Below are 26,053 nucleotides of genomic sequence, written 5' to 3'. Positions count from 1 at the left end.
ATGAGCGACGAAACCCTGCGCGTGCTCGCCACCAAGGCCGGCATCGCCCCGCATTGGACGGACCAGACCGGCGCCGAGCGCGCCGTCTCTCCCGACAGCCTGCGCGCGATCCTATTCGCGCTCGGCCTTCCCGCCGACAGCGACCAGGCCTTGCGCAATTCGCTCTCGCTTATGGAAGCCGGCGGCCTCGCCTCGGCCTCGCATTTTACCACGGCGCGGGTCGGCCAGCCCGTCAGCCTGCCGCTCCCCGCCCCCGGCGGAACCGCAGTGGAGATCACGCTCGAAGGCGGCGCCCACCGCGTCGTCACCTCGGAAGACGGCTATGACGGCGCACTCACGCTCCCGGCCTTCGACGAGCCCGGCTACCATATCGTTCGCACCACTCAGGGCGATTTCACCGTCGCGACCGCCCCCGAACGCTGCATCACCTTCGCCGATCTGAACGGCGGCGCGCCGGGCTGGGGGATGGCAGCGCAGATTTATTCTCTGCGGAGCAACGGCGATGGCGGCATCGGCAATTTCGCGGGTGTCGCGGCCCTGGGGCGCAGCGCTGCCAGCCGGGGGGCCGATGCGCTGGCGATCAGCCCGGTCCATGCGCTCTATGGCGCGGACCCGGCACTGTTCAGCCCCTACTCACCCTCGACGAGGCTGTTCTACAACCCGCTCCACGCCGATCCGGCTGCCGCGATGCCGGCCGAACTCATCCAGGACGTGATCGCCAAACTCAGCCTCGCCGATGATATGGCGAAGCTCTCAGCCCTCCCGCAGGTCGACTGGCTCGCTGCGACGCCGCTGCGTCACACGCTCCTGCGCGGGCTGTTCGATGCCCTGCGCGATCCCGCCCGCGCTCTGGACGCGCCGCGTGCCGATTTCGAGCGCCATCTGGCCGAGGCTTCGCCGCTGCTGAAGGCGCATTCCGTCTTCGAGGCCCTGCATGCGGCCCAATTGCGCCGCGATCCGGCGGCCCAAAACTGGCACGACTGGCAGCCCGCCTACCGCGATCCCGAAAGCGCCGAAGTCGCGGCCTTTGCGGCCGAGCACGCCGACGAGATCGCCTATCAGATCTTCCTGCAATGGCTGACCGGCCGCTCCTATGGCGAGGCCCAACGCGTCTGCCGCGAGAGCGGCATGAAGGTCGGGCTCGTCGCCGATCTCGCCATCGGCATGGACGGATCGGGCAGCCATGCCTGGAGCCGCCAGCATGAGGTGCTAGGCGGCCTGAGCATCGGCGCGCCGCCTGACTATTATGCGGCGGACGGCCAGAACTGGGCCCTGACCACCTTCTCGCCGCGCGGGCTCGCGGCGTCCGGCTTCGCCCCCTTCATCGAGACGCTGCGCGCCAGCCTGCGCTATGTCGGCGGCATCCGCATCGACCATGTCATGGGCATGAGCCGGCTCTGGCTGGTGCCGGAAGGCGCGAGCGCGCTCGATGGCGCCTATGTCACCTTTCCCTCGGAGACCCTGTTCCGGCTCGTCGCGCTCGAATCCTGGCGACACAAGGCGATCGTCATCGGCGAGGACCTGGGCACCCTGCCCTATGGCTTCCGCGATTATCTGCGCGAGCAGGGCGTCGCGGGGTTGCGCGTCCTGCGCTTCGAGAAATCGGATCATGGCTATGTCCCCCCCGAGGAATGGGAGCCGGCCGCCGCCGCGTTGACCACGACCCACGACCTGATCCCGACCGCCGGCTGGTGGGCCGGATCAGATCTCGAACCGTCTCAGGATGGCATCGACCATGAGGGCATCCGCGCCTGGGATCGTGGCCTGCTCTGGGGGGCGTTCCAGCAGGCGGGCCTGGTCGAGGGCGAGCGTCCCGCGCCCGACGACACCGACCCGGTCGTCGACGCCGCCATCCGCTACATCGCCAAGACGCCCAGCACGCTGAAGATTCTTCCGATCGAGGACGCCCTCGGCATCCGCACCCAGCCCAACGTTCCCGGCACCACGACGGAGAAGCCGAACTGGCGGCATCGCCTCGATGGCGATGCGGATGCCTTGCTGGATGACGAGACCGTGCAGGCGCGATTGGCGCATCTCGGCCCGCCGCGCGGCGAGGTCTAGCGCCGGACGAACTTGCTCGGAACCACGCCGTCATCCCGGACGTAGCGAAGCGAAGATCCGGGATCCATCGAAGGGCTGCAAAACTCTACGATAGATCCCGGATCGGCGCGGCTTCGCCGCTTGTCCAGGATGACGGTGGAGTTTGGCACAGATCCTCTAGCCTCACGCCGCCGCGCGCCCCTCGACGATCCCCGCGATCTCCTCCAGCATCTGCGTGTCGTCGCCGGCTAGCCCGTCCATAGCGGCCATGCGCGCGATGACCGTCGCGGCGACCGCCTCCTCGACCGTATCCTCGGCATAGGCGTAGAAGATCGTCGCATGCTGGCCGTCGCGATGGCAGCGCCCCTCGATCTGCTGCAGCTGGATCGCGCTGTGGCGCATGTCGTGGACGACCAGAGACCGCTCGCGCTCGCCGCCCGGCATTTCGCCCCGGTGCAGCGAGATCGATTCCGTCACGGTGAAAATCACGGCATCGAGCCCACCGGTCTGGAAAACCAGCCGCGTCTGCTCATTGACCACTCCGGAGCGCTCGCCATTGATCTCGGCGACGCGCCAGCCGCGCCCACGCAAGGCATCCGCCAGCATGGCGCTGGTCTCCAGGAAAGCGACGGAGACCGCGACCTGCTCGTCATTGCCCAACAGGTCGTCGCAGAAATCGACCGTGCCGGGAATCCGTAACAGGCTCGCCTTCTGCCGGAAGCGCAGATCGGCGGCCCAGCCCTGCGGCTTGCGCGTCGAGCCCCCCGCCAGTCCCAGCTCTCGCCGGAACTCGCGCCAGGTCGCATCGTAGAGCTTGCGTGCGGCTGCATCGAGCGCGACCGGCGCAAGTTCGCGCTGCACCTCGGGCCAGCCCGCGATCTCCTCGGGCCGCCTGCGCAAGCCGATGGCGTTGGCGCCGCGATAAAGCAGATCGGCCATCACCTTGCGGTCGGTTTCGTTGGGATCCCAACTCCAGTTCTTCCAGCGGCCTTTGGCGCGGCCGATCTTCAGCCGCTTCATCAGCACGCGAAATCCGTCGAGATCTTCGGTCGGAGCGCCTGCGGCCCGCGCCAGCAGCGTGCCGAGATAGGACAGCTCATGCGGCGACTGGCCGGCCGTGGCGCTCATATAGATCGCGAAATTCGCAGCCGCCGCCATCTGTCGGCAGACCATGCCCTGCTGCGAGTTGGGGTTGCGGATGCGGTGCGCCTCGTCGATCACCACCAGCGGCCAGATGCGCTTGGGCGTGCCGTGCTTGGCGAGTTCGTTGTTCTTGGCGCGCACCGAACGCTTCTTGCTGTCGGCAGGAGCCGCCAGCAGCGACTTCGTCCGTTCGAAATTCATCAGCGTCACGCGCTTCGCAGGCAGGCCCGACAGCGCCATGGTGCGGCGCCATTGCGGTATCGCACCCTTCGGGCAGATCACCAGGATTTCCGCTTCCGGCATCGCCGAGAGGGCGAGCCAGGCCGAGAGCGTCTTGCCGAGCCCCGTCAGATCGCCGAGCAGAAAGCCCGGCGCGCCCTTCGCCCGGGCAGAAAGGATGGCGTCACGCGCTACCAGCTGGTGGGCGTGAGGCACCATCAGGACAGAGCCGTCGCCTTGATTCATCGGGATCGAATTCATGAGCGGGATCGAGTTCATGCCGTCTGCGTTGCCACGGCCGCTGCGGGGCCGGCAAGCTCGGCCGCTTGCAAGGTCAGCGCCGCGCTCGTCTCGGTGTTCTCCAGCTCGCGCGTCAGGAGCGCCAGAAAGTTCGTCACCAGCCGCGGCAACACCCGCCCCGACATCGTCTGGAGCTGCAGGCTGCGCGATGGCATCTCGCTGTCCCTGAGCGGCAGTGCGACGATCGAACCGTCGCGCATCGAGGCGCCAAACGTGATGCTGCTGGCAAAGGTCACGGCCCCGCCCAGCCGGCAGAAATGCAGCACGCTGGTGATGTTGGTCGAGGTCAGCACGGGGTCGAGCGTCAAACCGCGCCCGGAGCAGTGGATATCCATGATCTTTCGCACGGTCGCCTCGCCGTCGAGCATGGCCAGCGGATAGGCGAATATCTCCTCGATCCTGACCGGCGCCCGCGCCAGTAGCGGATGGCCCGGAGCCACGAACGCATAGGTCGGCACCGCACGCTGCCAATGGGTCGTGATGCCCCGCTCCGAAGACAGCACGAAGGTCGCGCCGATATCGACCGAGCCCATCCGGACCTGCTCGGTCACCACCGGCGGCGACATCACCTTGACGTCGAAGGCGACCTCCGGATGCGTCTTGCGGAAGGCATGGATCGTCTCGGGGATGAAACTCACCGCGAAACCCTCGGTGATTCCCAGCCGAATCAAGCCCTTGCCGGCGCTGCTGAGTTCGCGGATCTCGCTGACGATCTGCTCGTTCTCCAGCGCCAGACGTTGTGCATAAGCCGCCAGCGTCAGCCCCGCCTGGGTCATGATCATGCCCCGCGCGCGCCGCTCGAACAGCACCGCGTCGAGTTCCTTCTCGAGATTGGAGACCTGCCGGCTGACGGCCGACGCCGCCACGCGCAGGCGCTGGGCGGCCGCACTGACGGAGCCGGTCCGCGCCACTTCGAGAAAATATCGCAGGGCCGATGATTGCATGGGAACGCCTGTAGCGCTCCTTTGCCGGATCGGCAACGATCCGTTCGATTCATTCTTATGGCGGCAAGTGCGATCCTTCGGCAGATTTGCGGCCGCACAAAGGCGCGGTAACGACGGCATCGCCGCGGGCCGCTTCGAGGGGAAAAAGAATGAAACTCGTATCCAAGGCTTTCGCGCTGATGCTGGCCTCGACCGCGCTTGCGGCGACGGTGTCCGGCCCGGCGCTGGCCCAGAAGGCGGCCAACACCGTCCGCTTCGCCTATGACCAGGCGCCTGAAAACGTCGATCCGTTCTTCAACAACGTCCGCATCGGCGTGATCATCGGCGCCAATGTCTGGGACACGCTGGTCTACCGCGACCCCACCACCAACGAGTACAAGGGCCAGCTCGCCAAGAGCTGGAAACAGATCGACGACAAGACGATCGAGTTCGAGCTGCGCGAAGGCGTTAAATTCCACAATGGCGAGGAGTTCGACGCCGACGACGTCGTCTACACGCTGAACTTCGTCGCCAAGCCCGAGAACAAGGTCGTCACCCAGGGCAACGTCAACTGGATCGAAAAGGCCGAGAAGGTCGGAAAATACACCGTCCGCCTGACCACCAAGGAAATCTTCCCCGCCGCGATCGAATATCTCGCCGGCCCGGTGGTGATCCATCCCAACGAATATTACGAGAAGGTCGGCCCCAAGGGCCAGAACGACAAGCCTGTCGGCTCCGGCCCCTACAAGGTGACGAACTACGTTCCGGGCAAGTCGATCACGCTCGAGGTCAACAAGGACTACTTCAAGAATTCGCCCAAGCCACAGGCCAAGATCGGCAAGATCGAGATCCGTTTCATCCCCGACCGCCAGACCCAGATGGCCGAGGTGCTGTCGGGGGGCGCCGATCTGATCATGAGCGTGCCCAAGGACCAGGCTGACCAGCTCAAGACCATGCCGAACCTGCAGGTCGTCTCGGGCGAGACGATGCGCATCGTCTTCATGCAGATCAATGCGCTCGAGAACTCGCCGGCCCCGGCCCTGAAGGACGAGCGCGTCCGCAAGGCGATCAACCACGCCATCGACCGCGAAGCCATGGTCAAGAACATCGTCGGCGAAGGCTCGCGCGTTATCAACACGATCTGCTTCCCGTCGCAGTTCGGCTGCACCGACGAGGGCGCGGCGCGCTACGCCTATGATCCCGCCAAGGCCAAGGCGCTGCTCGCCGAGGCCGGCGTCAAGGACCTGACCCTCGACATCGTCGCCTATCGCGAGCGCAACCAGACCGAGGCGCTGATCGGCTATCTCCAGGCCGTCGGCATCAAGACCAACCTGCGCTTCCTGCAATATGCGGCGATGCGCGAGGTCATCAGCTCCGGCAAGGCCAACCTGACGCACCAGACCTGGGGCTCGTTCTCGGTCAATGACGTCTCGGCCAACACGCCGAATTACTTCGCCTTCCGCAGCGAGGACATCACCCGGGACGCCACAGTTCGCGACCTCCTGAACAAGGGCAACAACTCCGTCGCCCCCGAGGTCCGCAAGCAGGCCTACAAGGAAGCGCTCAAGATCATCGCCGACAAGGCCTATGCCGTGCCGCTCTACTCGCTCCCGACCTACTACGTCGGCAGCAAGGATCTGACCTTCAAGGCCTATCCCGACGAGCTCGTGCGCTTCTGGGAAATGACCTGGAAGTAAACCCGCCTCGCTCGCGGTAACCGTCATTGCGAGCATCGCGAAGCAATCCAGTGGTCTCGCTCCGCGCCCTGGATTGCTTCGTCGCTGCGCTCCTCGCAATGACGAATGAGCGCAGCCGCTTCCTGTCAATAACATTCATCGAAGCTCAGAGACCCACACCTTGATCGGTTTCATCCTCAAACGCCTTGGCCTGGCGGTCCTTGTCGCGCTCACCGTCTCGGCTATCGCCTTCCTGCTGCTGCGCCTCTCCGGCGACGTGGCGGTGGCGATTGCCGGCGAAGGCGCGCAGCAGGCCGATATCGACCTGATCCGCGAAACCTATGGGCTGAACCGGCCGATCCTCATCCAGTATCTCGACTGGCTCTGGCGGACGATGCAGGGCGATTTCGGCACCTCGATCTATTTCAAGACCGATGTCGCAGCCCTCGTCTTCTCCAAGATCCCGACCACGCTGATCCTCGGCGTCGCCTCGCTCGGCTTCGCGCTGGCGATCTCGATCCCGCTGGGCATCCTCGCTGCCGTCTATGCCAATAGCTGGGTCGACCGGCTGGCCTTGGCGATCGCAGTCGTCGGCCAGGCGCTGCCGAACTTCTTCTTCGCGCTGTGCCTGGTGATGCTGTTTTCGATCACGCTGCGCTGGCTGCCGGTTTCCGGCTCGCAAACCTGGCAGCATTTCGTCATGCCGACGATCGCGCTCGGATACTACGCGGCACCCGCCTTCATGCGGCTGATCCGCGCCGGCATGATCGAGGTTCTCTCGGCCGATTATATCCGCACCGCCCGTGCCAAGGGCCTGTCGCCACGCAAGGTCGTGGTGACCCATGCGCTGCGCAACGCGCTTGTGCCGGTCGTCGCGCTGACGGCGGTGCAGCTCGGCTTCCTGCTCGGCGGCTCGGTGGTGATCGAGTCGATCTTCGCGCTCGATGGGCTGGGCTACCTCGCCTATCAGAGCATCACCTACAAGGATTTCCCGGTCATGCAGATGGTCGTGATGCTGCTCGCGGGCGTCTATGTCCTGCTGACGCTGCTCGCCGACATCGCCAATGCCTGGCTCGATCCCCGCATTCGGGTGTCCTAGGATGCAGGATTTCCAATCATGAGCGACGTCGCCCCCCTCACCCTGCCCGCCGGCTCCGTCCCACCTGGCCGCACGCCGCTGAAACGCCTGCTGTCGCAGACGACGCTGCTGATCGGCCTCGGCTTGCTCGCGGTTTTCATCGCCATGGCGGTGCTCGCGCCGCTGCTGGCGCCGCACGACCCCTATCTGCAGAACCTGACGGCACGCAACGTCCCGCCCTTCTGGTACGAGAAGGGCAACTGGGCCCATCCGCTGGGCACCGATCCGCTCGGGCGCGACTATCTCTCGCGGCTGCTCTACGGGGCGCGGATCTCGCTGCTGATCGGCATCAGCGTGGTCATCCTGTCCGGCCTGATCGGCGCGACCATGGGCCTGCTCGCGGGCTATTTCGGCGGCCGCATCGACCTCGCCGTCACCTTCATGGTGACGACGCGTCTGGCCATGCCGGTCATCCTCGTGGCGCTCGCGGTGGTCGCGATCATCGGCTCGTCGCTCTGGGTCGTCATCCTCGTGCTCGGCCTTTTGAAATGGGATCGTTTCGCGGTGGTGATGCGCAGCGCGACCCAGCAGGTGCGCTCGCTCGACTACATCGCAGCTGCCCAGGCCTCCGGCGCCTCGACCCTGCGCATCATCCTGAAGGAAGTCCTGCCCAACGTCGCGCCCCAGCTCATCGTCGTCGCGACGCTGGAAGCCGCAAGCGCCATCCTGCTCGAAGCCGCACTGTCCTTCCTCGGGCTCGGCGTGCAGCCGCCGCTGCCGTCCTGGGGGCTGATGATCTCGGAAGCGAAGGCCTACATGTTCTTCTCGTTCTGGCTCATCGCTTTGCCCGGCTCGGCGCTGGCTCTGCTGATCTTCGCGATCAACCTTGCCGGAGACGGCCTGCGCGACGCGATCTCGCCCGCCAAATCGATCTGATGTTCCAAATACCCTCAGCCCTCATCCTGAGGAGCCGCGAAAGCGGCGTCTCGAAGGATGAGGGCTGGCGATAACTCTCGCTCATAGCTCACGGAGACCGCCCATGACCCGCGCCCAGGCCATCGCGCATGCGCAAGACTATTTCGACTCCGGCAGCTTCAAGAGCGATCTCACGCGGCTTGTCGCCATGCCGACCGAAAGCCAGAACCCCGAGCGCGCGCCGGTCCTCGCCGATTATCTCGAAAACGAGATGCGGCCGCTGCTGGAGAAGCTCGGCTTCACCTGCAAGACGCTGACGCATCCGCGCGCCAAGGGCCCCTTCCTCTTCGCCGAGCGCATCGAGGACCCGAGCCTGCCGACCATCTTCGGCTACGGGCATGGCGACGTCATTCGCGGCCTCGACGCGCAATGGAGCGAGGGCCTCTCGCCCTGGACGCTGACCGAGCGCGGCGACCGCTGGTACGGCCGCGGCGTCGTCGACAACAAGGGCCAGCACGTCATCAACCTCAATGCGCTGCGTGCCGTGCTCGAGACGCGCGGCAAGCTCGGCTTCAACGCCAAATACCTGATCGAGATGGGCGAGGAATGCGGCTCGCCGGGCCTGCGCGAGCTCTGCACCGAGCAAAAGGAGCTGTTCAAATCGGACGTGCTCATTGCCTCGGACGGGCCGCGCCTCAATGCCGAGCGCCCGACCCTCTTCCTCGGCGCTCGCGGCGGCGTGACCTTCGATCTCACGATCAACGCCCGCGAGGGCGGCCACCATTCCGGCAACTGGGGCGGCATCCTCTCCGATCCCGCAATCCAGCTTGCTCACGCCATCGCCTCGATCACCTCGCCGACCGGCCAGATCCGCATCCATGAATGGGTGCCCAAGGAGCTGCCGGAGCCCGTGCGCAAGGCGCTGGCCGATTGCGAGATCGATGGCGGCCCCGATGGCCCGGCGATCGATCCCGAATGGGGCGAGCCCGGCCTGTCGCCGGCCGAGCAGGTTTTTGGCTGGTGCTCTTTCGACGTGCTGGCGATGAAGTCCGGCGTTCCGGAAACCCCGGTCAACGCGGTGCCGCCCAGCGCCTGGGCCCGCTGCGCGCTTCGCTTCGTCGTCGGCATCGATCCCGAGGATGTCATCCCCGCACTGCAGCGCCATCTCAAGCGCCATGGCTTCGACATGGTCGAGGTCACCAAGGCGCGCGATGCCGTCTTCAACGCCACCCGCCTCGACCCCGATGATGCCTGGGTGCACTGGGCGCTCGCGTCCGTCGCGAAAAGCACCAACAAGAAGCCGGCGCTGCTGCCCAATCTCGGCGGCGGGCTGCCCAACGACATCTTCTCGGAGATCGTCGGCATGCGCACGATCTGGGTGCCGCACTCTTATCCCGGCTGCTCGCAGCACGCGCCCGACGAGCACCTGCCCGTAGCGATTGCCCGCGAGGGGCTGGCGATGATGGCAGGTCTTTATTGGGACCTCGGCGACGGCAATACACCGCCGCTCTGAGCATCGGGCTCTGAAACCTACTCCTGTGGCTGGCGCGGATCGCGCGCCGGCGGCAGATCGACAGGCGTCGCCGGAGGAGCCTCCGGCGGTGCGTTGGGCGGCAATTCCGGCGGCGGTTCGGTAGGAATACCCTGCGGCGCCTCGTCGGGCGGCGACTCGACCGGCGGAGCCGGCGGCACCTCGGTCGGCGTCAAAGGCGGCGCTTCCGGCGGCGGATTGGGAATTGCCGGCGACCCAGGGTCGCTCTGAGCATGCATAGTGACGGCCATAAGGGGTCCTCCTGCTTCGTCCAACGCGGGGCAAGCGGGAAGGTTCGCGGAACGCCCTTCAAAATCCACGCGAGCTGAGCGCCCGCGCGCTGCTTTCCCCGATCACGAGTCGGCAGGATCGCCCGGATCGCCCGGATCGTCCTTGGGCGAAGTTTCGCGCCCGGCCGGAACCTGGCCGCGATCGCCTTCATGGCGACGCTGTATGAACTCTTCGACCGTATGGTCGATGTAAAGCAGCAGAAGCGAGATAACAGTCGCCGCCAGCACGATCCACCACTGGCCCAGCCCCGCCGCACATCCCAGCGCAGCCGTCACCCATATCGCCGCTGCCGTCGTGAGACCATGCGGATTGGGATCGCCGTCGCGCCGGATGATGACGCCGGCACCGAGGAAGCCGACGCCGGTCAATACGCCCTGAACGACGCGGCTGGCTGCATCGATATGCCCGTTGCCTGCAAAGATCGCGGCCGCCGCTGCAGTTCCCAGTCCCACGAGGCCGAAGGTGCGGATTCCCGCGCTCTTATGCTTCAGCGTGCGCTCCCAGCCGACAGCGACACCCGCTGCCGTACCGGCCAGCAACCTGAGAAGCAGATTCAGTTCATCCAAAACCAGCACTCCCGGCAGTACCACGGCAAGACGCTCTGCCGTTGCGGCTCGGCAAGGTCCTCACCTCCCGGAAGAATTAGCACGGCCCGCGGAAAAGTCGCCCGAAGCCAGCCCGCTCTTGCCATTACCCATATGCGGGCATATACCCGCGATATGGCTATAGTCTGTTTTTGCACGACATTGCGACGCGCGGCTCGAAGAGTCGCAGAGAGCTTCGACGCGGCTCTGGCGCCCATCGGCATCAACACTGCGCAGTTCAGCCTGTTGCGGTCGATCAGCCGTGCCGCGCCGGTGAAATTGACCGAACTCAGCCGCGTGACGGAACTCGACCGTTCGACGATCGGCCGCAATGTCCGCGTTCTCGAACGCATGAATCTCGTCGCGCTGGGTCGCGGCAAGGATCAGCGCGAAGCCATGGTCACGCTGACCGAGGCGGGGCGCGCTGCTATCACCGAGGGCATCCCGCTATGGGAGGCTGCTCAGGCAGCCTTCGAGGCTCGGCTGGGAACAGAGCGGGCTCAAAAGTTACGCGCCGAATTGGACGCACTCTGACTATTTTGTTTCGCATATGCGGGTATCTACCCGCAATCTGGAGATCGTGATGTCTGCAACCGCTCGCCCTTCTGGATTATCCACCGCCATTGCAGCGGCAATGGCGCGGCGCGGCCTGCATTATGGCTGGGTCGTCGCGGCCGTCACCTTCCTCACCATGCTGGTGACCGCCGGAGCTGTCGGGGCGCCCGGCGTACTGATCGGGCCGTTGCAGCGTGAATTCGGCTGGGCCACCGCCGACATCTCCTCGGCCCTGGCCGTCCGCCTTCTGCTCTTCGGGCTGATGGGGCCGTTTGCGGCAGCGTTCATGAACCGGTTCGGGGTTCGCCCGGTCGTGAGCGTCGCCCTGACGCTGATCGCGTCCGGCATTCTGGGCTCGTTCTTCATGACCAAGCTCTGGCACCTCGTCATGCTCTGGGGCATCGTCGTGGGGCTGGGCACCGGTCTCACGGCGATGGTGCTCGGCGCGACCGTCGCAACGCGCTGGTTCCAGGCCAGGCGCGGCCTCGTGGTCGGCCTCCTGACCGCGAGCACGGCGACTGGGCAGCTCGTCTTCCTGCCGCTGCTGGCGAGCCTGACCGAAAGCGTCGGATGGCGCAGTGCGCTCGTCCTCGTGCTCGCCATGCTGGTCGTCGCGACGCTGGCGGTGCTCGCCTTGATGCGCGACCGCCCGTCCGACATCGGCCTTGCGCCCTTCGGCTCCGACAGCCTTGCTCCCGCCCCTCCCCCGGCAGGCGGTTTCGGCGCGATGCTGATGTCGCCGCTGGTGGCCCTGCGGGAGGCCTCGCGCACGCACACATTCTGGGTCCTGTTCGGCACCTTCTTCATCTGCGGCGCCAGCACCAACGGCCTCGTCCAGACCCATTTCGTTTCGCTCTGCGGCGACTTCGGCATGGCCGCGACGACGGCAGCCGGCGTGCTCGCAATGATCGGCATCTTCGACTTCGCGGGCACAGTCGGCTCCGGCTGGCTGTCCGACCGTTTCGACAGCCGCTGGCTGCTGTTCTGGTATTACGGCCTGCGCGGGCTCTCGCTGCTTTATCTCCCCTTCACCGACTTCTCCTTCTACGGTCTCTCGCTCTTCGCCATGTTCTACGGCCTGGACTGGGTCGCGACGGTGCCCCCGACCATCAAGATCGCGGCCGACAAGTTCGGCGAAAAGACCAATCTGGTCTTCGGCTGGATCTTCGCCGGCCATCAGCTCGGAGCGGCCTTCGCGGCCTATGGCGCCGGTTTCAGCAGGACCGTCTACGAGAGCTACCTGCCCGCCTTCTTCATTGCCGGCGCGCTATGCCTCTTCGCGGCGGCCTTCGTGACGACCCTGCGCGGCACCGGCATGGCCCAGCAGAAGGTGCAACCGGCCTGACAGCACTGCCGCCGGCGTTCGCAACCGGCAACAGCACCGTAACGGAAGACAGAGGACGCGGCCGTCGCGCGCCCTCTGCTCGCGACGCATTAGCCCTTGATGAAAGCGAGCACATCGGCGTTGAAGGTGTCGGCGTCGGTCTCGGCGAGCCCATGGGGCGCTCCGGGATACACCTTCAGCGTCGCTCCCTTCACGATCTTGGCGCTTTTCAGCCCCGCGGCCGCGATCGGCACGATCTGGTCGGCATCGCCATGGATGACGAGCGTCGGCTTGTCGATCTTCTTCAGATCCTCGGTGTAATCGACCTCGGAGAACTCGTGGATGCAGTCGTAATGGCCCTTCACGCTGCCGGCCATGCCCTGCAGCCAGAACGACTCGCGCAGGCCCTCGCTGATTTTCGCGCCCGGTTTGTTGAAACCGTAGAACGGCATCGTCAGGTCCTTGAAGAACTGCGACCGATCGCCCGCCGTACCCTTGCGGATGCCGTCAAAGACCTCGATCGGCGTGCCCTCGGGATTGGCAGCTGTCTTCAGCATCAGCGGCGGAACGGCGCCGACAAGCACCACCTTCGCGACACGACCGGTGCCGTGACGGCCGATATAGTGAACGACCTCGCCACCGCCGGTGGAGTGGCCGACCATGACGAGGTTCTTGAGGTCGAGCTTCTCGATCAGCTCGGCCAGGTCATCGGCATACTGGTCCATGTTGTTGCCGTCCCAGGGCTGGTCGGAACGACCATGTCCACGCCGGTCATGAGCGATGACGCGATAGCCCTTCTCCGCGAAGAACAGCATCTGCGGATTCCAGGCTTCCGAGCTGAGCGGCCAGCCATGGGAGAACAGGATCGGTTGGCCGGTGCCCCAGTCCCGGTAGAAGATGTGTGTGCCGTCCTTGGTCTTGATGGTGCCGTTGCTCATGCTTCTGTCTCCGTGTTGAATGGTTCAGCGGCGACGACCGGTCCAATGAATGGACGCGTGGCGACGACTGACAATATCGCCGGTCGCATGGCGCCGCTCGTCAAATCGGTCTGGTCCGAGCCCGCCCGCCATCGATCACCCGAGCACCTGCCCTCCAAGCACAGCCGGCAACTGACGGCGTAGGCAAAGCAAACGCATCGGCCGAAAATTCAGGCACCTCCGGCCAGCATTGCAGCAAGCGAAGGCTTGAGTTCCCTCACATCATCTGCATCACTGTATCCAGTGATGCAGATGATGGCCTGCGACCTGTTTCGCGGGCTCTCGTCAGGAGCCGCCGACATGAGCTTTGGACGTAACGCCTCAGTCGCCACGGCCCAGGACGAGGCCTATATCGCCATCCTCCACGCCATCCGCAGCGGCCGTTTTCAGCCGGGCGTGCGCCTGATCCCCGAGACGATCGCGCAGGAGCTGGCGATGAGCCGCATGCCGGTGCGCGAAGCCTTCCAGCGGCTCGCCAATGAAGGGCTCGTGGTGATCCGGCCCAACCGCGGCTGCGTCGTGTCCGGCCTGACGATCGACGAGATCTTCGAGACCTTCGAGATGCGCTCGGTGCTGGAGGGGCTGGCGGTCCGCTTGGCCATGCCGCGTGTCGACGCAGGCGTCCTGGCCGAGCTCGACATGTTTCTCCTGCGGATGGAGCGCAGCGGCGAAGCCGGCGGCGGCGACTGGCTCGCGCACCACCAGGCCTTTCACGAATATATCTGCGGGCTGAGCGGGCGGCCGAAGCTGGTCAAGCAGATCTCGGCCCTGCACATCGCGATCGAGCCCTATATGCGCGTCTGGCTCCATCACGTCGACAGGCCGCTGACCGCCACCAAGACGCAGCATGTCGTCGTCGAGGCGATGAGAACGGGCGACGCTGCCCTCGCGGAAATCACGATGCGCGATCACGTCATGCGCACGGCGCCGCGCCTCGCCGAATTCCTGCGCGCCGGCAATCTGCTGAACGGGACGCCGCGTCGCACCGGCCAGGCGGCACCCGCCTCGCTCCATCTGCCGTGACCATGCGGCCTGGGCCACGCGCACGGGCCCAAAACCAGATCAGCGGCGAACAGGCCCGAAGAGGCCGGACGCCATTGAGACAACCAGACAATCAAACAGGGGAATACGAATGGATCGGCGTCAGTTTCTGAAAGCTTCCGCGGCTGCGGCACTCCTGCCCGCGCCCAATATCGCGCGCGCGCAGGACAACAAGGTCCTGCGCTTCGTGCCCTATTCCGATGTCGCGATCATCGACCCGATCTGGACGACCGGCTACTCGACCCGCACCCATGCATTGCTGGTCTGGGACACGCTCTACGGACTGGACGAAAGCCTGCAGCCGCAGCCGCAGATGGTCGAGGGCCATGTCGTCGACGATGACGGCAAGCGCTGGACGCTGACGCTGCGTCCCGGCCTCGTCTTCCACGATGGGAGCAAGGTGCTGGCGCGCGACGCGGTCGCCTCGATCAAGCGCTGGGGCGTGCGCGACACCTTCGGCCAGTCGCTGATGGCAGTGACCGACGAGATTTCGGCGCCCGACGATCGCACCATCGTCTTCCGGCTCAGCAAGCCGTTTCCGCTACTGCCGGCTGCGCTGGCACGGCCAAGCGCGCTCGTTGCCGCGATCATGCCGCAGCGGCTGGCGGAGACCGATCCGTTCAAGCAGATCCCCGAAGTGATCGGCAGCGGCCCGTTCCGCTATGTCCCGCAGGAGCGCATCCCGGGCGCCCGCCATGTCTATGCCCGGCATGAAGGCTATGTGCCGCGCTCAGCGGGAACGCCGAGCTTCATGGCCGGCCCGCGCACGCCCTATCTCGACAGGATCGAGTTCCAGGTCATGCCGGATCCGGCAACCGCCATTTCGGCGCTTCAGACCGGCGCGGTCGACTGGGTCGAGCAGCCCCTGATCGACCTGCTGCCCACCCTGCGCAAGAACCCCGACATCGTCGTCGCGATCAAGGACCCCTCCGGCATGGCCGGCCAGCTCAGGCTGAACCATACCCAGGCGCCGTTCAACAACCCGGCGATCCGGCGTGTCATCCTCAGAGCGCTCGACCAGCAGGACTGCATGAACGCGGTCTGCGGCGGCGATCCCGAGGTGGTCAGGACCAGCATGGGCTTCTTCCCCAGCAACTCCGCGATGGCGTCGGAAGCCGGCATCGAGGCACTGAAGGCGCCCAAGGACTACGCCAAGCTGAAGCAGGAGCTGATCGAGGCCGGCTACAAGGGTGAGCGCATCGTCCTGCTATCGGGCCAGGACGTGCCGCGCATCGCCATGGTCTGCGAAGTCGCCGCCGACATGCTGAAGAAGATCGGTGCCAACGTCGATTTCGTCGCGGCCGACTGGGGCACCGTGCTCCAGCGCATCACCAATCGCCGCCCCGTCGAGGAAGGGGGCTGGAGCTGCTACGTAACCTACTGGTCCGGGCTCGACCTCGGCACACCCGCCACCAACTCGCCCATGCGCGGCAATGGCGCCAAGGGTGGACCGGGCTGGCCCGAAAGCCCTGCAATCGAGGCGCTGCGCGCCCGCTGGCTCGAGACAGGCGATGTCGCACAGCAGAAGGCGATCGCGCAGGAGATCCAGCTTCAGGCTATGCAGGACGTGCCCTATGTCCCCGCCGGGCAGTATTTCCAGCCCGTCGCCTACCGCAAGACCCTCACCGGCATGCTGAACGGCGTCCCCGTCTTCACCAACCTCCGCAAGAACTAATCCCCGCAAGGGTTGACGACAGCCGGCCCGGAGGACAGCGCGCTGTCTTCCGGGCCCTCCCATGATAATCCCCCACCCGCCGCAGCACGCGGCGGACAAACTGGACCAGCCCTGCCATGCGTGACTTCGAGCTTCCCGGACGTTCCCTCGCCATCGGCCGCGACGCCATGGCCGCGACCTCCCACCCGACGTCGACGCTCGCAGCCATCGATGTGCTGCGCGCCGGCGGCAACGCGGTCGACGCCGCCATCGCGGCCTGCGCCGTGCAATCCGTCGTCGAGGCCGGCTCGACAGGGATCGGCGGCGATTGCTTCGCCCTGATCTCGCGCGAAGGCAGCACCGAGATCAGGGGCTATAACGGCTCCGGCCGCACGCCCGCCGCCGCAACCGCGCAATGGTATCGTGAGGCCGGCATCACCTCGATCGAGCGGCATTCGCCTCACGCCGTCACCGTGCCCGGCGCTGTCGAGGCCTGGGCACGGCTGGTCGAGGATCACGGGCGCATGTCGCTGGCCGAGATTCTCGCGCCCGCCATCGCGCTCGCGCGCGACGGCTATCCGCTGACGCCGCGCGTCGCCTACGACCTCGCCAATCAGCGCGAATTGCTGCGGCAGGACCCCAACGCCGCCGCGACCTTCCTCGTCGCGGGCCAGCCGCCGGCAGCCGGCACCTTGCAATACCAGCCCGGCCTGGCGGCAACGCTGGAGGCTATCGGCCGCGAGGGGCCGGACGCCTTCTATCGCGGCGAGATCGCCGCCGAGATGGCCGACTATCTCAAGGCGGCAGGCGGCCTGCACACGCGCGAGGATTTCGCCGCTGCCGAGGGAGAATATGTCACCCCGATCAGCACGCAGTTCCGTGGCCGCACGGTCTATGAGATTCCGCCCAACGGCCAGGGCATCGTCGCGCTGATGATCATGAAGATCCTCGAACGCTTCACGCCGACGCCCGATCCTCTGGCGGTAGAGAACCTGCACATCGAAATCGAGGCGACGCGTCTGGCCTACGCAGCGCGCGACCAGTTCGTCGCCGACATGTCGGTCAGCCACGTCCCCGTCGACTACCTGCTCTCCGACGCTCTCGCCGACGAGCTGGCGGCCCGCATCGACCCCGCCAAGGCGACCGCGCCGCTGCCGGCGCTGACCGGCGGCGCCGAGCATCGCGACACCGTCTATATCTCGGTGGTCGACAAGCAGCGCAATGCGGTCAGCTTCATCAACTCCGTGTTCCATCCCTATGGCAGCGGATTGATGACGCCGAAATCCGGCGTGCTCTTCCACAATCGCGGCCAGAGCTTCGTGCTCGAACAGGGGCACCCCAACGCCATCGGCCCGCGCAAGCGCCCGATGCACACGATCATCCCGGCCATGGTCGCCGAGAACGGCAGGGTCTGCCTCTCCTTCGGCGTGATGGGCGGCCATTATCAGGCGATGGGCCACGCCCATTTCCTGGCAAAACTGTTCGATCACGGCCTCGATCTGCAGAGCGCCATCGACCTCCCCCGCCTGTTCCCGCTGCCGGGCACGGCGACCGTCGAGGTCGAGGGCCGGCTGCGCGAGCGCTGCGGCGCTGCGCTGGAAAGCCGTGGCTTCAAGGTCCAGCCGCCCAAGACGCCGATCGGTGGAGCGCAGGCGATCTGGATCGATTGGGAGAACGGCACGCTGCTCGGCGGTTCCGACCCACGCAAGGACGGCTGCGCCATCGGCATTTAGAGCATCGGCCGGAAAAGTGAGATGCGGTTTTCGGGAAAAGCCGATGCAAAAACAAAGAGCTAGATCGTCGGGCCGGATACGATATCCGGTCCGACGGTCTAGAGCACCTCACCATCGCGGGTGAACTGCTGACTCCGTTGGGGGTCGGACATTATCTGCGAGCCGCCAGGCGATGGCCGCGGGGAGTGAAGGAACCGTCGCTCCCCTCGGAACAAGCGCATGAACGGTATTTCTGCGCCGCCTGCAGAGCCGCTACGGCTATCGCTTTGACCGCCGCATGCGATAGCGATCGAGGTGATCGGCGGCCCACATGATCAGCCGAGCCATCGGCCGCCGCAGCATGGGCACGTCAGCAGCGATCAGCATCAAGCCAAGCGGCAGCATCCATAGCCCCAGAAACGGCAGGATCGAGAAGACGCCGCCGACGATCAGCACCATCCCCGCCGGCAGTCTGACCCAGCGCGATTGAGGGTGCCGCAACCACCGCATCCAAGACGCCAGCCTATGCGGCAGTTCGCGCTCGATACGCTTGAAGGCGAGACGAAGCTCCCTTGCGCCATCCGACATGCTATTCAGATGCCGCCGTGACCGAGGCGAGGCTCACGACTTCGACACATGCTCGGGCTTGCCCTTGCGCTTGGTCGAGGCGAGTTCGTCGAGTTCGCGTTCACTCATCGATTTCTCCATCGATTTTGAAGCGCCTTTGAGTTCGCTTTTCTTGATGTCGCCGCGCTTGGCGGCCAGGGCGGCGCCTGCCGCCTTTTGCTGAGCTGCTGATTTCGCCGGCATGACCGTCTCCTTGCAAAAGGTCGCTTCCAAGCGACATCGTTTAAACCATCGACTTGCCCAAGCGTTCCCCACGGATCGGCTTTATCGAGCCTTCGCGCCGGCGGGTCGGTACGTTGCGGCCAAACCAAAGAATTCGAGAGCGGTGAGGCCATCCGCGGCCGACGAGCGACAGTCCGAGCATGCTCCTTTGCAGCATCCGCCTGGTTGCGCTATATGTTGAGTTCCTGTTTCGTTCGCGAGGACCCGGCGTGACGCGTCGCTCCGGCAGTGCCGATCTGCCATTGCATTACGGCCGCGTGCCCGCCTGGCTTGCCCAGCGCATGACGCGTCTCGGCGCTGTCATCTGCGAAGCGATCATCCATCACTATGGCCGCGACGAGCTGCTGCGACGTCTGGCCCACCCTTTCTGGTTCCAGTCTTTTGGGGCGGTGATGGGCATGGATTGGCACTCCTCGGGCATCACCACGAGCGTCATCGGCGCTCTCAAACGCGGGCTGGCGCCGCTCTCCGGCGAGCTCGGCCTGCATGTCTGCGGCGGACGTGGCAGCCATTCCCGGCATACGCCCGCAGAACTGGAGCGGATCGGCGCCAGGGTCGGCTTCGATGGGCACGCGTTGGCCAAAGCAAGTCGCCTCGTCGCCAAGGTCGACAGCGCCGCTGTGCAGGACGGTTTCGATCTCTATCTCCACGGCTTCATCGTCACCGATGACGGACAATGGGTCGTCGTGCAGCAGGGCATGAATGGCGATGGTGGACTCGCTCGGCGCTATCACTGGCAGTCGGAGGGGCTCGCGAGCTTCGTCGAGACACCCCATGCCGCAATCGATGGCCAGAACCAGGGCCGCATCATCAATCTCACCGATGCACGCGCGAAACCGTCCCGCGACGGCCAGATCACGATGCTGCGGGAAATCGGTCCAGATGCCATCGTCAAGGAGTTCGCGGCGCTGGAGCGCGACCGTGCCCCGCCGGCGCTATCGCCCGCGCAACTCGCCCTGCCCCATCTGGTCATGCCGGCCCATCACGACGTCCGGCCCAAGGACGTGATCGCGCGGCGACTTCACGGGGCGCTCGCAGCTGCGGCCGACAGAGCTCCGGCCGATTTCTCGGAGCTGCTGCTCGTGCCTGGCGTCGGGGCGCGCACCGTGCGCTCGCTTGCGATGGTGGCCGAGGTGGTCCATGGCGCGCCGTGCCGCTTCGCCGATCCGGCGCGCTTCTCGCTTGCCCATGGCGGTAAGGACCGGCAACCCTTCGCCGTACCCACCAAGGTCTACGATCAGACCATTGCCGTGCTGCGATCCGCGGTCGATCGGGCAAAGCTGGGCCAGGACGATCGTCTCGCCGCGATCTCCCGGCTCGACCGCGAGAGCCGCCGGCTGGAGCGTGTCGCCACGGGCCCGACACTGGGCGAATATGTGACCGAGGAACGCCGACGGTCGGCGGAGTATGGGGGCCGGAGCATCTTTGGCTGGGAGCAAGGGGAGCCCGAGGTCGCCTCGGCAGCCGCGGTGAAGCCCTGAGCCTTCGCATGTCCCAAGGCTTTCCAGCTCCCTCCCTCCGCGATTCGCGGCAACCGGCTTCTCACCCTCCTTCCACCCGGTCACGTCGGCCATCTTGATCGTCGGAAACCACGACGATTTGGAGATTGGGCAGCGTGGGATCGGGCTGTAGCCGGCGTCTCCCGGCAACGCTACCTGGCTGTTTCAGGCTGCAAGGCTCAACACCGAGGCGGCAACGCCGGATGATGTCTCCTTGCGGTGGGAGGCGCGAGCCAACCGGATCCTGACGTGAGGCCGAGGCATTTATTCGCGATGCTCGCCCTTTGCCGCACTGCCTGCGGAACCCCGGCGCTCTCCGCTCGTTGGCGAAATGGGGGAAGTGGGTTTGGAACGCATTCTCGTTCAGCACGAAAGCGGAGCCAGAACGGACGGATCAGCTGCCGTCCTGACGAGCTGCGCCCTGGTCCTGGTGTTGGGGGTCGTAACGGTCGCACTGGTCGAGATCGGCCCGCTTTCGCTGCAGATGCTGCAGCATCTGGCCTTGATGAACCTGCTGGCTCCCCTCGCTGCGCTGCTGTTTGCGGGGCGCTTCAGACCGGGCGCGCCCCACATGATCTGGAAGGCCGGGCTGCTGCAGATTCTGCTGCTCTGGGCCTGGCACGCACCGGCCGTGCAGCAGGCGACGGCAGGCTCGGCCATATTCCAACTTGCTCTGCTCATCCTGCTGGCGGTCTCTGCGGTCGCGTTCTGGCGCGCGGTGATCGCGGTTGGAGCGTCGTCGGGATGGCGCTCGCTCGCCGCCTTAATGTTGACGGGCAAGTTCGCCTGCCTTCTCGGCGTGCTCCTGATCTCCGCGCCGCGCGATCTCTACGGGCTGCCCGGCCTCGCGCTGGCATTGTGCACGACGGGCCCCTCCACGCTGGCGGATCAGCAGCTCGCTGGCCTGCTGATGATCACGGCCTGCCCGCTGAGCTATCTCGTCGCGGGCGTCATTCTGGCCGCGCAGATGCTGGCGCGTCTCGACCTCGGCCAAGGTCCGGAGATGAGTGCCTCGGAGATGAGTGCCTTGGAGGTGGATTCCCTGGAGGTGGATGCCGATGTCGCTGCTCGGTCGCGCTAGGTTCGCGAGCTGGTGGCTGTTCGCCAGCTGGCGCCGAGTGATCGGCGCCGTGCTCGCGCTCGTCTCGGCTGGCATTGCCGGGGCAACGCTGTTCGCCTGGCTAGGCGTCTACAACGTCGCGGCCAGTACAGGCCATTTTCGCATCGTCGATCATATCCTGCGCTTCGGCATGGAGAATTCGGTCAGGGCGCGCGCGCCGGACATGGCTCTCCCACGGCCGGACGATCCCGACCTCATCCGGCTGGGCGCCGGCCATTTCCACGGCGGCTGCGCCTATTGCCATGGCGCGCCTGGCACACCGATCAGCCCGGTAGCGGCCGGCATGCTGCCACCGCCGCCAGATCTGTCGGAGAAGGTCGGCCTCTGGAGCGACGGCGAGTTGTTCTGGATCGTCAAACACGGATTGAAATACGCCGGGATGCCCAGCTGGCCCGCGCTGGAACGCGATGATGAGATCTGGGCGTTGGTCGCCTTCCTGCGCCGCCTGCCGACCCTAGAGCGCGGGAGTTATCGCGCACTGGCCATGGGCGAAGTCGATGTCGAGCCGCAAAGCGGCGGCGAGATCGCGACCGGTCAGGCCGACGCCGACGCAGTCGGAGCCTGCGCACGCTGCCACGGAGCGAAAGAGGCACCGCCGAGCAAGCTCGTGCCGACCCTTCACGGCCAGCCCAAGCCGGTGATCCTCGGTGCGCTCAAGGCCTATGCGGCTGGCGAGCGCCCGAGCGGAGTGATGCAGACAGCGGTGGCCGGCCTGCCGGATCGCGCAATGGATGAGCTCGCGGCCTACTATGCCGGGCTCCCGCCGCTTGCGATCCGCGACACGGCGTCCGCCGGATCTGCCGCGCTCGAACGTGGGGCGGCGCTGGCGCGCGAGGGCATTCCGTCGCGCGGCGTCCCTGCCTGCCTGAGCTGTCACGGCCCCCAGGCGATAGCGACCTATCCGCGGCTGGCGGGACAGCCGGCGCGTTATCTCGAAAGCCAATTGAGCGTCTGGCGCACCGGACTGAACGACAGCAGCCCGACCGCCAAGATCATGGCGCCGATCGCGCGCCGCCTGAGCCGCGAGCAGGCCGGCGACCTCGCCGTCTATTTCGCCAGCCTGTCGCCTTCAACACCGACGGCCGGCGAGAGCGAACGATGATCCGTCGCTCCCTCCCTTACATCGCCGCCGGCACATTCGCGCTGTCGGGCTGTAGCGAGATGCAGTCGGCGCTGGCGCCGGCCGGCGACGAGGCCAGGCGCGTCGCCCTGCTGACCTGGATCCTGTTTGCCGGCGCGGCCATGATCCTGCTGATCGTCGGCATCGCGCTATATCTGGGGATCAGGGGCTCGGAACGCTCGCGTCGCGTGTTGGGCTCCGACAAGGCGATCAAGCTCGGCGGCATTGCCTTCCCGGTCGTGACGTTGACCGTCCTGCTCGGCTATGGCGTCTGGCTGATGCGCGGCACGATCGCTACAGATCAACCCGGCACGCTGCGCATCGAGGTCACCGGCGAGCAATGGTGGTGGCGCGTCGCCTATGCCGGCCGCAACGGCACCGCCATCGCGGAGGCGAATGAACTCCGGATACCAGTCGGACGCGAAATCGATGTCGTGCTGCGCTCGGCCGATGTCATCCATTCATTCTGGGTGCCGAGCCTGGGGGGCAAGCTCGACATGATCCCGGGCCGCACCAATACGCTCAGGCTCAAGGCCGAAAGACCCGGCATCTATCGCGGCCAATGTGCCGAGTATTGCGGCGGCCCGCATGCGCTGATGGCGATGGAGATCGTGGCGCTGCCGGACGGAGAGTTCGAGGCCTGGCTCGCAGCCGGCGCGGCGACACCTACAGGCGACCGCCACGAGCGAGGACGCGCGCTGTTCGAATCCGCCGGCTGCGGCGCTTGCCACACGGTGCGCGGCACGCAGGCCTCGGGCGTCGTCGGGCCCGATTTGTCTCGCGTGGGCGCGCGGCGCTTCCTGGCTGCCGCGACGGTGCCCAACACTCCCGAAAACCTCGCCCGCTTCATCGCGAGCGGACAGGCGATCAAGCCCGGCAATCTGATGCCGGAGTTCAAGATATTCTCCGACGACGAACTTGGAGCGCTGGTGATGTATCTCGTGAGCCTGAAATGACATCGGAACGGAATGCATCGGCTGACGAGCAGGTCTTGCCGAACGAACTGCCGCGGCCCGAGGGCGAGCGCGAAGCACTCGAAGCCGTCTGGGCCGGGCCCAGAGGCTGGCGCATCGTCAGCGACGTCAACAACACGATCATAGGCTACTTCTACATCGCCACCGCCTTCCTGTTCTTTCTGGCGGCCGGCGTGCTGGGGTTGCTGATCCGGCTGCAGCTCGCCTCGCCGGGCAATGATGTCCTGTCGCAGGAGACCTACAACCAGATCTTCACCATGCATGGCACGGTGATGATGTTTCTGTTCGCGGTGCCCGCCGTCGAGGCGGCAGGAGTGCTCCTGCTGCCGCAGATGCTGGGTGCGCGCGACATGCCGTTCCCGCGGCTCGGCGCCTTCGCCTTCTGGGCCTATTTCGTCGGCGGGACCATTTTCTTCTGCACGCTGTTCTTTGGTGTCGCGCCGTCCGGCGGCTGGTTCATGTACCCGCCCTTGACCGGCCAGCGGTTCTCGCCCGGCGTCGGCGCCGACTGGTGGCTGCTGGGCATCGGTTTCATCGAGATCTCGGCGATCGCCGGGGCGATCGAGATCATCGTCGGCGTGCTTCGCACCCGTGCGCCGGGCATGACGCTGGCACGAATGCCGATCTTTGCCTGGACCATGCTGATCTTCGCCGGAATGATCGTCTTCGCCTTCCCTGCGGTGATCCTCGCGACCATCCTGCTGGAACTCGAGCGGGCTTTCGACTGGCCGTTCTTCATCGCCGAGCGCGGCGGTGACCCGCTGCTCTGGCAGCACCTGTTCTGGTTCTTCGGCCACCCGGAGGTCTACATCATCTTCCTGCCGGCTGCCGGCATGGTCTCCATGATCGTGCCGACCATGACGGGCACGCCGCTCGTCGGCTATCGGCTGATCGTGGTGGCGCTGATCGCGGTAGGCTTCTTCTCCTTCGGGCTGTGGGTCCACCACATGTTCACGACCGGCATTCCGGCCCGGTCGCTCGGTTTCTTCTCGGCAGCGAGCATGGCGGTGGCGATCCCCAGCGGCATCCAGATCTTCGCCTGGATCGCGACCATCGCGACCGGCCGGCTCAGGATCACGGTCGCCTCGCTCTTCGTCATCGGCTTCCTGCTGATCTTCACGCTCGGCGGGCTCACCGGCGTGATGGTGGCGATGGTGCCGTTCGACCGGCAGGCCCATGACAGTTATTTCGTCGTCGCGCATCTGCACTACGTGCTGTTCGGCGGCATGGTCTTCCCGCTATTTGCGGCGATCTACTACTGGACGCCGGCCTTCAGCACGCGACGCCTCTCCGAGTATCTCGGAAAATGGGCTTTCGGACTGATTTTCGCAGGCTTCAACCTCGCCTTCCTGCCCATGCACATCACGGGGCTGATCGGCATGCCGCGCCGGGTCTACACCTATCCCGCCGGCATGGGCTGGGACAGGCTGAACCTCGTCTCGACGGTCGGGGCCTTCCTCCTTGCATCGGGCGTGCTCGTCTTCCTGATCGATGTCGCCCGCAACCTGCGCCTCACCCGTGGCGGGCCGGTCGGCGACGCCTGGGGTGGCGGCACGCTGGATTGGGTGCCGAACCACAGTTTCGGCCTGCGCAGTATTCCGCGCATCGCCAGCCGCGAGCCGCTATGGAACCAGGCCGGCCTCGCCGGCAAGGTCGAGGCCGGCCGCTACTACTTGCCGGGCACGGCGACCGGTGCGCGAGAGACCATCGTAACCTCGCCCGTCGAGGCGGAGCCGCAATATCTGATGCGCCTGAGCGGTCCCGGCTGGGCGCATCTTTCGGCGGCCGTCTTCACCGCCGGCTTCTTCCTGCTGCTGACCGTCAAGGCGGTGACGTTGGCCTCGATCTGCGGCCTGCTTGCGGTGATCTCGATCCTCGCCTGGATGTGGGACAGCGATCCTGCACCGACCGAGCCCGTCGACATCGGCGGAGGCATCGTCCTGCCGACCTATGCCTCCGGTACGCTCTCGCACAGCTGGTGGGCGATGGTGATCCTGATGCTGGTCGCCGCCGCGCTCTATCTCTCCTACCTCTTCGGCTACCTCTATCTCTGGACCGTCTCGCCGCAGACCTGGCCGCAAGCTTCCGCGCTGCCATCGCCATGGTCGCCGCTCGGCCCATTGGCGGCCTTCGCGATCAGCGGCATGCTGCTGCTTGGTGCGCATCGCCTGCTGAGCCGCAAAGACGTGCCCCAAGCCGGCCTCTGCATTCTGATCGGGCTCGGTGTCCTGGCCCTGCTGGCGGGGCTGGCGCTCGATGGCCTGTCCCATTGGCGCAGCGGCCTGCGGCCCCAGGCCAGCGGCTATGCGGCGATGGTTTATGCCAACGTGGCGCTGCAATTGCAGATCGCCGGACCTGTCGTGGTGATGGCTGGATTTGCCATCGCCCGCGCGCTCGCCGGACGCCTGACAGCGGTCCGGCGCGTAGTGTTCGACAACCTGTCCCTGTTTTGGGCCTACGCGATTGGCCAGAGCCTGTTCGGCCTGCTGCTCACGCACGGCTTTCCGCGGATGGTCGCGTCATGATGC

General features: G+C 66.0%; 22 protein-coding genes. 15 read left to right on the top strand and 7 right to left on the bottom strand.

All coding sequences use genetic code 11. The features are described 5' to 3' along the window. Positions 1-2,061, top strand: coding sequence for a 4-alpha-glucanotransferase (gene malQ, locus C4S73_RS08790; RefSeq protein WP_103872109.1), 2,061 nt, complete (start codon positions 1-3; stop codon positions 2,059-2,061). 162 nt (positions 2,062-2,223) lie between these two features. Here the strand turns inward: malQ and C4S73_RS08785 are convergent, their stop codons facing one another. Beyond that, the gene (locus tag C4S73_RS08785; protein ID WP_244595513.1) at positions 2,224-3,681 is read right to left on the bottom strand and encodes an SNF2-related protein; all 1,458 of its coding nucleotides are present in this window, start codon (positions 3,679-3,681) and stop codon (positions 2,224-2,226) included. Further along, the gene (locus C4S73_RS08780) at positions 3,678-4,646 is read right to left on the bottom strand and encodes a LysR family transcriptional regulator (protein ID WP_160115702.1); all 969 of its coding nucleotides are present in this window, start codon (positions 4,644-4,646) and stop codon (positions 3,678-3,680) included. Before C4S73_RS08780 ends, C4S73_RS08785 begins: the two co-directional genes overlap by 4 nt. Positions 4,647-4,795: 149 nt before the next feature. On the opposite strand from C4S73_RS08780, the gene C4S73_RS08775 reads away from it, so the two are divergent. From C4S73_RS08775 to C4S73_RS08760, 4 genes are all read left to right on the top strand, one after another. After that, positions 4,796-6,322 carry an ABC transporter substrate-binding protein gene (locus C4S73_RS08775; RefSeq protein WP_103872107.1) on the top strand — a complete coding sequence of 509 codons (1,527 nt, stop codon included), beginning with the start codon at positions 4,796-4,798 and terminating at the stop codon, positions 6,320-6,322. Positions 6,323-6,482: 160 nt separating this feature from the next. Then, the gene (locus C4S73_RS08770) at positions 6,483-7,400 is read left to right on the top strand and encodes an ABC transporter permease (protein ID WP_103872106.1); all 918 of its coding nucleotides are present in this window, start codon (positions 6,483-6,485) and stop codon (positions 7,398-7,400) included. An 18-nt stretch (positions 7,401-7,418) separates the two neighbouring features. Next, complete coding sequence (locus C4S73_RS08765) at positions 7,419-8,315, top strand: ABC transporter permease (RefSeq protein WP_103872105.1); 897 nt, start codon at positions 7,419-7,421, stop codon at positions 8,313-8,315. Between the two features lie 103 nt (positions 8,316-8,418). Next, positions 8,419-9,807, top strand: a complete 1,389-nt coding sequence (locus tag C4S73_RS08760) for a M20 family metallopeptidase (RefSeq protein WP_103872104.1) — start codon at positions 8,419-8,421, stop codon at positions 9,805-9,807. 17 nt (positions 9,808-9,824) lie between these two features. Here the strand turns inward: C4S73_RS08760 and C4S73_RS08755 are convergent, their stop codons facing one another. Further along, positions 9,825-10,076, bottom strand: a complete 252-nt coding sequence (locus tag C4S73_RS08755) for a hypothetical protein (RefSeq protein ID WP_103872103.1) — start codon at positions 10,074-10,076, stop codon at positions 9,825-9,827. 102 nt (positions 10,077-10,178) lie between these two features. Continuing rightward, the gene (locus tag C4S73_RS08750) at positions 10,179-10,682 is read right to left on the bottom strand and encodes an MgtC/SapB family protein (RefSeq protein WP_103872102.1); all 504 of its coding nucleotides are present in this window, start codon (positions 10,680-10,682) and stop codon (positions 10,179-10,181) included. Positions 10,683-10,835: 153 nt separating this feature from the next. On the opposite strand from C4S73_RS08750, the gene C4S73_RS08745 reads away from it, so the two are divergent. Both C4S73_RS08745 and C4S73_RS08740 read left to right on the top strand, forming a co-directional pair. Then, positions 10,836-11,234, top strand: a complete 399-nt coding sequence (locus C4S73_RS08745; RefSeq protein ID WP_103872426.1) for a MarR family winged helix-turn-helix transcriptional regulator — start codon at positions 10,836-10,838, stop codon at positions 11,232-11,234. Between the two features lie 49 nt (positions 11,235-11,283). Next, the gene (locus C4S73_RS08740) at positions 11,284-12,600 is read left to right on the top strand and encodes an MFS transporter (RefSeq protein ID WP_103872101.1); all 1,317 of its coding nucleotides are present in this window, start codon (positions 11,284-11,286) and stop codon (positions 12,598-12,600) included. An 89-nt stretch (positions 12,601-12,689) separates the two neighbouring features. Here the strand turns inward: C4S73_RS08740 and C4S73_RS08735 are convergent, their stop codons facing one another. Next, a complete protein-coding gene (locus C4S73_RS08735; RefSeq protein ID WP_103872100.1) occupies positions 12,690-13,517 on the bottom strand; it encodes an alpha/beta fold hydrolase in 828 nt (275 codons plus the stop codon). Positions 13,518-13,856: 339 nt separating this feature from the next. Between C4S73_RS08735 and C4S73_RS08730 the strand changes: the two genes are divergently transcribed. From C4S73_RS08730 to ggt, 3 genes are all read left to right on the top strand, one after another. After that, positions 13,857-14,579 (top strand): GntR family transcriptional regulator, encoded by a 723-nt coding sequence (locus tag C4S73_RS08730; protein WP_103872425.1) that lies wholly within the window; start codon positions 13,857-13,859, stop codon positions 14,577-14,579. A 109-nt stretch (positions 14,580-14,688) separates the two neighbouring features. Then, on the top strand, positions 14,689-16,272 hold the full coding sequence (locus C4S73_RS08725) for an ABC transporter substrate-binding protein (RefSeq protein ID WP_103872099.1): 1,584 nt from the start codon (positions 14,689-14,691) through the stop codon (positions 16,270-16,272). Positions 16,273-16,388: 116 nt separating this feature from the next. Further along, positions 16,389-17,984: a gamma-glutamyltransferase gene (gene ggt, locus C4S73_RS08720; RefSeq protein ID WP_103872098.1), complete on the top strand. Its 1,596-nt coding sequence runs from the start codon at positions 16,389-16,391 to the stop codon at positions 17,982-17,984. Between the two features lie 258 nt (positions 17,985-18,242). Here the strand turns inward: ggt and C4S73_RS28985 are convergent, their stop codons facing one another. Both C4S73_RS28985 and C4S73_RS08710 read right to left on the bottom strand, forming a co-directional pair. Next, on the bottom strand, positions 18,243-18,422 hold the full coding sequence (locus tag C4S73_RS28985) for a hypothetical protein (RefSeq protein WP_342210568.1): 180 nt from the start codon (positions 18,420-18,422) through the stop codon (positions 18,243-18,245). Between the two features lie 162 nt (positions 18,423-18,584). Next, a complete protein-coding gene (locus C4S73_RS08710) occupies positions 18,585-18,773 on the bottom strand; it encodes a DUF3008 family protein (RefSeq protein ID WP_103872424.1) in 189 nt (62 codons plus the stop codon). Positions 18,774-19,021: 248 nt separating this feature from the next. On the opposite strand from C4S73_RS08710, the gene C4S73_RS08705 reads away from it, so the two are divergent. The 5 genes from C4S73_RS08705 (at position 19,022) to C4S73_RS08685 (ending at position 26,050) form a co-directional block, all read left to right on the top strand. Then, positions 19,022-20,293, top strand: coding sequence for a DUF763 domain-containing protein (locus C4S73_RS08705; protein ID WP_103872423.1), 1,272 nt, complete (start codon positions 19,022-19,024; stop codon positions 20,291-20,293). A 451-nt stretch (positions 20,294-20,744) separates the two neighbouring features. Continuing rightward, positions 20,745-21,392 (top strand): cytochrome c oxidase assembly protein, encoded by a 648-nt coding sequence (locus C4S73_RS08700; RefSeq protein ID WP_160115701.1) that lies wholly within the window; start codon positions 20,745-20,747, stop codon positions 21,390-21,392. Next, positions 21,370-22,533, top strand: coding sequence for a c-type cytochrome (locus C4S73_RS08695; RefSeq protein WP_160115700.1), 1,164 nt, complete (start codon positions 21,370-21,372; stop codon positions 22,531-22,533). The genes C4S73_RS08700 and C4S73_RS08695 overlap by 23 nt, the downstream gene beginning before the upstream one ends. Then, complete coding sequence (coxB, locus tag C4S73_RS08690; protein ID WP_103872094.1) at positions 22,530-23,507, top strand: cytochrome c oxidase subunit II; 978 nt, start codon at positions 22,530-22,532, stop codon at positions 23,505-23,507. The genes C4S73_RS08695 and coxB overlap by 4 nt, the downstream gene beginning before the upstream one ends. Beyond that, positions 23,504-26,050: a cytochrome c oxidase subunit I gene (locus C4S73_RS08685; protein ID WP_103872093.1), complete on the top strand. Its 2,547-nt coding sequence runs from the start codon at positions 23,504-23,506 to the stop codon at positions 26,048-26,050. The genes coxB and C4S73_RS08685 overlap by 4 nt, the downstream gene beginning before the upstream one ends. The last annotated feature ends 3 nt before the right edge of the window (positions 26,051-26,053 follow it).

Source organism: Allobosea lathyri (assembly GCF_900108245.1).
GTDB lineage: Bacteria > Pseudomonadota > Alphaproteobacteria > Rhizobiales > Beijerinckiaceae > Allobosea > Allobosea lathyri.
Note: the sequence above shows the minus strand (reverse complement) of the source record. Positions and strands in the feature narration are given on the sequence as shown.